The organism is Paracoccus sp. DMF, assembly GCF_004407025.1.
GTDB classification, from domain to species: Bacteria; Pseudomonadota; Alphaproteobacteria; order Rhodobacterales; family Rhodobacteraceae; genus Paracoccus; species Paracoccus aminovorans_B.
Genome location: NZ_SOKV02000080.1, coordinates 1 through 6,839, shown reverse-complemented (window position 1 = coordinate 6,839; position 6,839 = coordinate 1). Strand labels below are relative to the sequence as shown.

Genomic DNA, 6,839 nt, shown 5'->3' with positions numbered 1-6,839 from the left:
CACAGGTTCAAATCCTGTCCCCGCAACCAAAAAATCTAACCATTACAAACGGTTGGTATCAGACAAAAACACTCGTGTATGGCCCGTGCAAAAACGAGTCAACGCCAAGTCAACGTTTTGCAAGGCCCCCTGAAACCCAGGGGCTTTTGCATTCGGGCGCGATCAGCGGCTGCGGCGCATCTGTCACCATTGAAACCATCGCCCCCTTGCTATATGACTCAGTCATACCTTAGAGGCGCGGATGACCGTCAAAACCACCCTCAGCTTCACCGACCGCCACCACCAGTTCCTTTCGGAAAAGGTCGGGCAGGGCGTGTTCGCGACCCAGAGCGCCGCGGTTGCGGCCGCGCTGGAACAGATGATGCAGGACGAACAGGAACGTGAGGTGGCCCTCTCTGCCCTCGCGCAGGAAATCCGTGCCCGAATGGAAACGCCGCGCGCCGCCTTCATCGACCAGGACGATGCCTTCGCCGCTGCCCGCTCGACCATCGGGGCGGCCCGTGGCGCGTGAATTACCGCATCCGATTCCACCCGCTCGTTGCGCGTGACCTCGACGCCATCGCCCACTGGATCCTCGACTATGCCGGGCCCGATGTGGCCGCGCGCAAGCTGGCCGAGATAGAGGCGGCCATCGCCACGCTGAAGGCCACGCCGCACAAGGGCAGCCTCCGGGATGAGATCGCCCCCGGCTTGCGTGCAATCCCCGCTGGCCGAAAAGCCGTCATTGCCTTCGTGGTCGATGATGACGCAGGCGAAGTGCTGATCTACGCTGTCACTTATGGCGGTGCGGATTGGGTCATGCGCAGCCGTGCGAGAAGGCGATAGCGGAGCAATATCGGCCCGGAGCCGTCCGTCGGGCTCATCCCATGCCGCGTGGCCGCATTCTCCGAATCCGGGTTGGGCACCTGCCTGCTGTCCTTTAGCGTGATGGTGTCGTAGTGATGGCAAAACGATTCAGGTCAGATAATGCGAACTCATTTTGCTGCTCTTCTCGCTCTCATGATCGCCGCCGGATGCGCGGTCGGTTCTGGGGCAGTGGTCAAGGGTGTCGGGCCAGACGATCTCCTGAAGCTCCGGGACGGCCCTGGCCTTGACCACCACATCATAATCGGCCTGCCTGACGGGACGCGCCTCACCCGCCAGAACTGCGTGACGAATGACGGGAAGGTCTGGTGCAGAGTCACGCTCACCGACAGGCCCAGTATCTCGGGTTACGTTTCGGCGGACTATCTGGCGCATCGCTGACAGCGACATTCGGCCATGGCTGACGGCCAACATCTCCGGATGCTGCCACTCAGTTCAGGGTGCAGCGAGGTTCTCATAGCCCAACAGTCATGCGCTCATCAAACCGCCAGCCGCGAAGCCTCCGACGTCCTGCCGGTGACCGGCATGCTGTTGACCATCGGGTTGGTGATCTGGTCGTTGGCCGACAAATGGCAACTGGCGGCGGGCAATTCGTGGCCGCCATCCTCTTCGTGATGAAACTCGGGGGCGGCGCCGTGCTACCCTGAGTCCAGTTCAGATCCCAAGTTGGCAGCGAGGTTTTCGGCCACAACCGGCGCCAGACTGCTCCCGTTTCGGAAGGGATGCGCAGAAGGCCCCCGAAGTTCTGATCATCGGCGCCGGCCCGACCGGGTTGGTCCTGGCGCTGTGGCTCAGCAGGATCGGTGTCGGCGTCCGCATCATCGACAGGACGACCGGGCCGGGGACGAACTCGCGCGCGCTGGCGGTACAGGCGCGCACGCTGGAGCTTTACCGTCAGCTTGACCTTGCCGATGCTGTCGTGGCGCAAGGGCACAAGGTGCCTGCGGTCAATCTGTGGACAAAGGGTGAGCGGGCGGCACGTGTTGACTTCAGCACTGTCGGCACCGGTCTGACCCGCTATGCCTTTCTGGAGATATTCCCGCAGGACGAGCATGAGCGGCTGCTGATCGAACGGCTGCGCGCCTTCGGTGTCGTGGTCGAACGCCAGACCGAACTGCTGACGTTCAGCGATGATGGAGCAGGGATCACGGCCCGGTTGCGCAAACCCGATGGCCGCGAGGAAACCTGTAAGGCCAGCTATCTTGCTGGTTGCGATGGCGCCAGTTCGACCGTTCGCAAGGCTCTCGGGATCGGCTTTGCCGGCGGCACCTATCACGACATTTTCTATGTCGCCGATATCGAGGGGAGCGGCCCGACCATCAATGGCGAATTGCATGTCGATCTGGACGAAGCCGATTTCCTGGCCGTCTTTCCTTTGGCGGGAACCGGGCGCGCTCGGCTGGTCGGCGCGATCAGTGACGTGCGCCTGCATGAGGGCGAGGGCCTTACTTTCGCTGACATCGGCACGCGCGTGATCGAACAGTTGAAAATCGACGTCGCCCAGGTCAACTGGTTCTCGACCTATCACGTCCATCACCGCATTGCCGAGCATTTTCGCAAGGGCCGGGCGTTTCTGCTGGGCGATGCCGGCCATATCCACAGTCCGGTTGGCGGTCAGGGCATGAATACCGGCATTCTCGACGCCATCAACCTGGCCTGGAAGCTGGCGGCGGTCCTGTCCGACCGCGCCGGGGACAGCCTGCTCGACAGTTACGAGCCCGAGCGGATGGGCTTCGCGCGGCGGCTGGTCGCGACGACGGACCGCGCCTTCAGCTTCGTCACCGCGGATGGCCGGCTCGCCAGCGTCATCCGCACCCGGATCGCCCCGACGGTGCTATCCGGCGTCTTTGCGTTCAAACCGGCCCGCGAATTTCTGTTCCGCACCGTTTCGCAGATCACACTGAACTATCGCGACATGGCCCTGAGCGCCGGTCGGGCGGGCGATGTGGCAGGGGGTGACAGGCTGCCATGGGTTTCCATCGACGGCACCGACAACCACACCGACAACCACGAGCCGTTGCAGCGGACTGCCTGGCAGGTGCATGTCTATGGGACCGCCAGTCATGCGCTGTCAGCCTGGTGCCGCGCGCACGACATTCCGCTTCATGCCTTCGCCTGGCAGCCGGCCTATGGGCAGGCAGGGCTGGCGCGCGACGCGCTCTATCTGATCCGCCCCGACACCTATGTCGCACTGGCCGAAGCCTCCGGCGATCCGGACTCGATCGATCGCTATTTTGCCGAACGTCAGATCCGGCCGGGCGAGGACAGATGACGACCGCCCGCGAGCGCAGGTTTCTGGATATTCCGTTCCCATACGAGCGGCTGCATCAGATCGTCCGCTTGCAAGATGATCCCGAGCGTGACGTGTCATTGAGGAAAAGCCCTCCGCCGGCACGTCGGTATCGCGCAGCGTCAGAGCGGTTCGATCACGCCTGAACCGCGCTGCGCGCCTTCGGTGTGGGCATCCCGGCGGCCGAGGTCTGCCTTGCGGACAAAGCGGCCGCTGTGAGCTAGGAATTGCGCGACAAGATGACGATTGGACGCAGATAAACAGGCCCCCGCTCTATGGAACTGAGGTCGGCGGAGTCGCGGCTGCAATATCTTCGTTGCCGGAAGGCCCTCTGCCGACGAACCAGAGCACAAGCGCGACAATGGCGGGGAGCAATATTCCGAGCGCCAGAGGCAGGGCGCTTGCCGTAATCGCCGAGGCCACGATTGCCGAACATACGAAGGCAACGCCGAACTGCATGGCGCCGACCAGAGCCGAGCCTACGCCCGATTGCCCGCGCGTCGCCTCCATCGCGATCGAGGTGCCGTTCGCGCTGATCAAGCCCACCATGGCGATCGAGAACCAGAGCGGAATGATCAGAACCCACAGCTGGTGCGTGCCCGAAACCAGCAGAAGCACGAGGCTGATGGCAACGAACAGCGGCAGGGCGGCACTGATGATCGTCTTGACCTCCAGCTTCGACAGCAGCCAATTGTTGACGAATGACGCGACGACCAGGCCGAGCGCGACAAAGCCGAAGGCAAGGCCATATTCGATCTTGCCGAGACCGAGCACGCCCTGGAACACGCTGGATGAGGCCGTGATGAATGAAAACATCGCGGCCTGGGCGAACGAACTGACCAAGGCGGGGACGACGAAGCGCCTGGATATCAACAGCTTCCAGTAGTGGCCGAACACACCGGCGAAGGGCGTCTTCAGCCGCTTCGAGGCCGGCAGGGTCTCGGGCAGCAGCGTCATCGCCAGCACAAGCGCGAGCACGCCGACCGCCAGCATGGTGACGAACACCGACCGCCAGCCGAAGTTTGTGTCGAGAATGCCCCCGAGCAGCGGCGAGACCACCGGCCCGATCGTCATCAGCATGACCAGCAGCGTCATCGTTCGCGCCGCCGCCTTGCCCTCGTAGAGGTCTGTCACCACCGCACGACCGACCACCATACCGCCGCAAGCGCCGAGCGCCTGGATGAAGCGAAGGCCGATGAACATCGAGGTTGAACTGGTCAGGAGCAGCAGCAGCGTCGCAACGCAGAACAGTCCGGCCCCGATCAGCAGCGGCCCCTTGCGGCCGAACCGGTCGATCAGCGGGCCGAACACCAGCTGGCCAACGCAAAGCCCGAGGAAGAACACCGACAGTGACAGCTCCAGCGCCCCGTCGGGCGCGGCCAGATGGGCCTGAATGTCGTTGAATGATGACAGATACATGTCCGTGGCCAAGGGCGGAAAAATCGAAAGTATGGACAGGACCATAACAATCGTCAGAGCCTTCGACCCGGATGTTTGGGCGGCATTGTGCATATGCCATCTCCTGTTCGTGACCAGATATGTGTGCTGAGCACCTTCTTTACGATGCGCTTCTGCTCGGGCTCGCGCGTGGAGTCATGGTGTCCGGATTGATGGTTTGCAGCAACAGGGCTTCAGCTTCCTGAACGGCAGGCATCGCCCGCTCGACCAGATCGCGCCCCTTGTAAGTCAACTCGACCGGCCGAGACCGTCCGTCACCTTCGCCCGCCGGTCGCGAGACGAGCCCCTGCGATTCCAGCCCCTTCAACACTTTGGTCAGCCCCCCGGAGGACATCAGCAGCGCGTCATAAAGGTCGGACGGCGTGAGTCGGTGCGGAGGTGCATGTGACCTCAGCGCGGCGAGGAGTTCGAACTCCGAGCGGGTCAGCCCGAACGCCTGCAGGGCGGTCTGTGCCGCATCCTGCATCAGGCGTGCATGGCGGGTGAGCGTCATGACCAGGCGCGCCTGGTCTGCACGGGCCTCAGGCCAGTTCCGGCGCATTCTTTCAACGGTCGCTTCGATGGCATCGGTCATGGCCATAAGATAGCTCATGAAAATTTATCTTGCAAGAAAGATATTTTGTCTCTATATCTTACCAGAAAGATACATGACCCGCAAAGGAGCATCGCCATGAACATCCGCCGCGAACAGGAAACGGCCTACGGTCGTGTCTCCCGGCTCAACCACTGGACGGCAGCCATAGCCTTCATGGGGGCGCTCGGCCTTGGCCTGACAATGGCCTATGGCAGCCTTGACCGCGAAACGATCGGCGGGCTTATGGACTGGCACAAGGCGCTTGGCGTCTTCGTTCTTGCCTTCGGCCTCTGGCGCGTTGGCTGGCGGATCGTGCATGGCTTCGCGGCCGAGTCCGCCGATACACCCCTCTGGCAGCGTCGCGTCGCGCGGGTCGTTCACATCCTCTTGCTGACGGCAATCGTTCTGATGCCGCTCAGCGGCATTCTCATGACTGTGGCCGGAGGACGGGCATTGGATGTCTGGAATGTGACATTGGTTTCGTCCATCGGCCAGATCGAATGGCTTGATGTCCTGGCCAGCCAGGTCCACGGTTTGCTCGGGCTGTTCATCACCGCCGTCCTGGCGCTGCACATCCTGGCTGCCCTGAAGCATGTTTTCGACAATGTGACGAAGGCCGGCAGCCTGCCCGGCTCGCAAGCCGTAAAATAGCAAGCACGAGAGGAACAAGCACGATGTCCCATCACCACGACGAAGAACACCTTCACGATGGAGGCTTCGCCAAGGATCTGACAAAGATGCTTGGCCGCCGCCGGATGCTTGCGCTGCTCGGCGGCCTTGGCGCAGGTCTGGCAGCCGCGCCCGCCCATGCGCTGGAATGTGTGGCCTTGCCCTGGGAAACCGCCGGCCCCTATCCCGGCGACGGCTCGATTTCCAGATCCGGCCAGGTCGTCAATGTGCTGACCCAGGAAGGCGTGATCCGCACCGATCTGCGCACCTCGTTCGGAGCTTATTCCGGCACGGCCGACGGTCTGAGGCTCGACCTCGAACTGACGCTCCAGAATGCCGCCGGCTGCACGCCGCTTGCCGGTCACGCGATCTATATCTGGGCCTGCGACACGACGGGGCGCTACTCGCTCTACGACATCTCTGACGCCAATTACCTACGCGGGGTCGGCATCAGCGATGAGAATGGCTTGGTGCGCTTCACAACGATCTTTCCGGGCTGCTATGACGGCCGCTGGCCGCATATCCATTTCGAGGTGTTCGAAAGCGCCGCAGCCGCAGTCGATGGCGAAGCCTCGGTCCTGACCGCGCAGATCGCCCTGCCCGAAGCCGATTGTGCCGCCGTCTACGCGGCCGACGCGCGCTATTCCAACGGCACCCGCAACCTTGGCCGCATCACGATTGCCCGCGATAACGTATTCTCGGACAACACCGACGCCGAGATCAGACAGCAGACACTGGCGCTGAGCGGCGACCCATCGAGCGGCTATGCCGGAACATTGACCATCCCCGTCGATTTCACCGCCGAGCGCGGCGCAGGCATGAGACCGCCTCCACCCCGGAACAACTGAGCCGCGGTAGGCGGCTCGACCCCCGCCTTTGCCACACCCCGTATGGGGACCAATCACGGGGTGCGACGCGCAGGCCGGAGCATCATCAGGATGGCATTGAATGTAGGGCGTGTTAACACTACCCTGCGAACGGTAT

General features: G+C 62.7%; 10 protein-coding genes. 8 read left to right on the top strand and 2 right to left on the bottom strand.

The features are described 5' to 3' along the window. The 6 genes from E3D03_RS19735 to E3D03_RS19710 all read left to right on the top strand — a co-directional run. Positions 1–233 (top strand): hypothetical protein (locus E3D03_RS19735; protein WP_263568368.1); only part of this gene is annotated, 233 nt, incomplete at its 5' end. 8 nt (positions 234–241) lie between these two features. Then, positions 242–511: a hypothetical protein gene (locus E3D03_RS19730; protein WP_036706862.1), complete on the top strand. Its 270-nt coding sequence runs from the start codon at positions 242–244 to the stop codon at positions 509–511. Next, on the top strand, positions 508–825 hold the full coding sequence (locus tag E3D03_RS19725) for a type II toxin-antitoxin system RelE/ParE family toxin (RefSeq protein WP_036706860.1): 318 nt from the start codon (positions 508–510) through the stop codon (positions 823–825). Before E3D03_RS19730 ends, E3D03_RS19725 begins: the two co-directional genes overlap by 4 nt. 141 nt (positions 826–966) lie before the next feature. Beyond that, a complete protein-coding gene (locus tag E3D03_RS19720; protein ID WP_036706859.1) occupies positions 967–1,245 on the top strand; it encodes an SH3 domain-containing protein in 279 nt (92 codons plus the stop codon). Positions 1,246–1,260: 15 nt separating this feature from the next. Then, positions 1,261–1,479 (top strand): hypothetical protein, encoded by a 219-nt coding sequence (locus E3D03_RS19715; RefSeq protein ID WP_156127417.1) that lies wholly within the window; start codon positions 1,261–1,263, stop codon positions 1,477–1,479. Beyond that, entirely contained in the window at positions 1,454–3,136 is a 1,683-nt protein-coding gene (locus E3D03_RS19710) for an FAD-dependent monooxygenase (protein ID WP_318013785.1), read from the top strand. The genes E3D03_RS19715 and E3D03_RS19710 overlap by 26 nt, the downstream gene beginning before the upstream one ends. Before the next feature lie 291 nt (positions 3,137–3,427). Here the strand turns inward: E3D03_RS19710 and E3D03_RS19705 are convergent, their stop codons facing one another. Continuing rightward, entirely contained in the window at positions 3,428–4,666 is a 1,239-nt protein-coding gene (locus E3D03_RS19705; protein WP_263568367.1) for a multidrug effflux MFS transporter, read from the bottom strand. Positions 4,667–4,712: 46 nt separating this feature from the next. Next, complete coding sequence (locus E3D03_RS19700; protein ID WP_263568366.1) at positions 4,713–5,204, bottom strand: MarR family winged helix-turn-helix transcriptional regulator; 492 nt, start codon at positions 5,202–5,204, stop codon at positions 4,713–4,715. Between the two features lie 78 nt (positions 5,205–5,282). Between E3D03_RS19700 and E3D03_RS19695 the strand changes: the two genes are divergently transcribed. Both E3D03_RS19695 and E3D03_RS19690 read left to right on the top strand, forming a co-directional pair. After that, complete coding sequence (locus E3D03_RS19695) at positions 5,283–5,837, top strand: cytochrome b (RefSeq protein WP_263568365.1); 555 nt, start codon at positions 5,283–5,285, stop codon at positions 5,835–5,837. A 23-nt stretch (positions 5,838–5,860) separates the two neighbouring features. Further along, a complete protein-coding gene (locus E3D03_RS19690) occupies positions 5,861–6,703 on the top strand; it encodes a hypothetical protein (RefSeq protein ID WP_263568364.1) in 843 nt (280 codons plus the stop codon). Positions 6,704–6,839: the final 136 nt, after the last annotated feature.

What these genes read in the sequence shown, in the direction of transcription:
- E3D03_RS19700 (WP_263568366.1), bottom strand. Translation starts at nt 5,204, where the DNA reads ATGAGCTATCTTATGGCCATGACCGATGCCATCGAAGCGACCGTTGAA.
- E3D03_RS19730 (WP_036706862.1), top strand. Translation starts at nt 242, where the DNA reads ATGACCGTCAAAACCACCCTCAGCTTCACCGACCGCCACCACCAGTTC.
- E3D03_RS19705 (WP_263568367.1), bottom strand. Translation starts at nt 4,666, where the DNA reads ATGCACAATGCCGCCCAAACATCCGGGTCGAAGGCTCTGACGATTGTT.
- E3D03_RS19695 (WP_263568365.1), top strand. Translation starts at nt 5,283, where the DNA reads ATGAACATCCGCCGCGAACAGGAAACGGCCTACGGTCGTGTCTCCCGG.
- E3D03_RS19715 (WP_156127417.1), top strand. Translation starts at nt 1,261, where the DNA reads ATGGCTGACGGCCAACATCTCCGGATGCTGCCACTCAGTTCAGGGTGC.
- E3D03_RS19720 (WP_036706859.1), top strand. Translation starts at nt 967, where the DNA reads ATGCGAACTCATTTTGCTGCTCTTCTCGCTCTCATGATCGCCGCCGGA.
- E3D03_RS19690 (WP_263568364.1), top strand. Translation starts at nt 5,861, where the DNA reads ATGTCCCATCACCACGACGAAGAACACCTTCACGATGGAGGCTTCGCC.